Source organism: Hydrogenophaga sp. FG152 (genome assembly GCF_057809615.1).
On sequence record NZ_JBMDKH010000055.1, the window covers coordinates 1 to 314 of the forward strand.

Genomic DNA, 314 nt, shown 5'->3' on the forward strand with positions numbered 1-314 from the left:
GCGTTCTCGAAGCGGCTTTGCAGGGCACCGAGGTCGGCGCGCGAGCTGTTGATGGAGTTGATCGCGTTGTCGATCACCTTCAGGGCCTTTTGCGCATCGCCGAAGCTGTTGACGCTGATGTCGTCCAGCTGGCTGGCGGCGGCGGCACCGACAGCGACCGTGCCGGTGGCGGCGGCGGTGAAGCCACCGAAATCGGCCACGGCAATGGCACCTTCGGAGAAGGTCTCGAAACCCGTTGCAACGCCGGCCGTGTAGGTGGCGCGGGCGAACACGCCGGTGTCGGACGACTTGGCGTTGATCGCGTCCACCACCTG

The 314-nt window shown here is 66.2% G+C and carries 1 pseudogene; it reads right to left on the reverse strand.

Annotated features, from left to right (window positions below):
* A pseudogene (locus tag ACODTB_RS25830) lies at positions 1-314 on the reverse strand (flagellin); the annotation flags it as partial.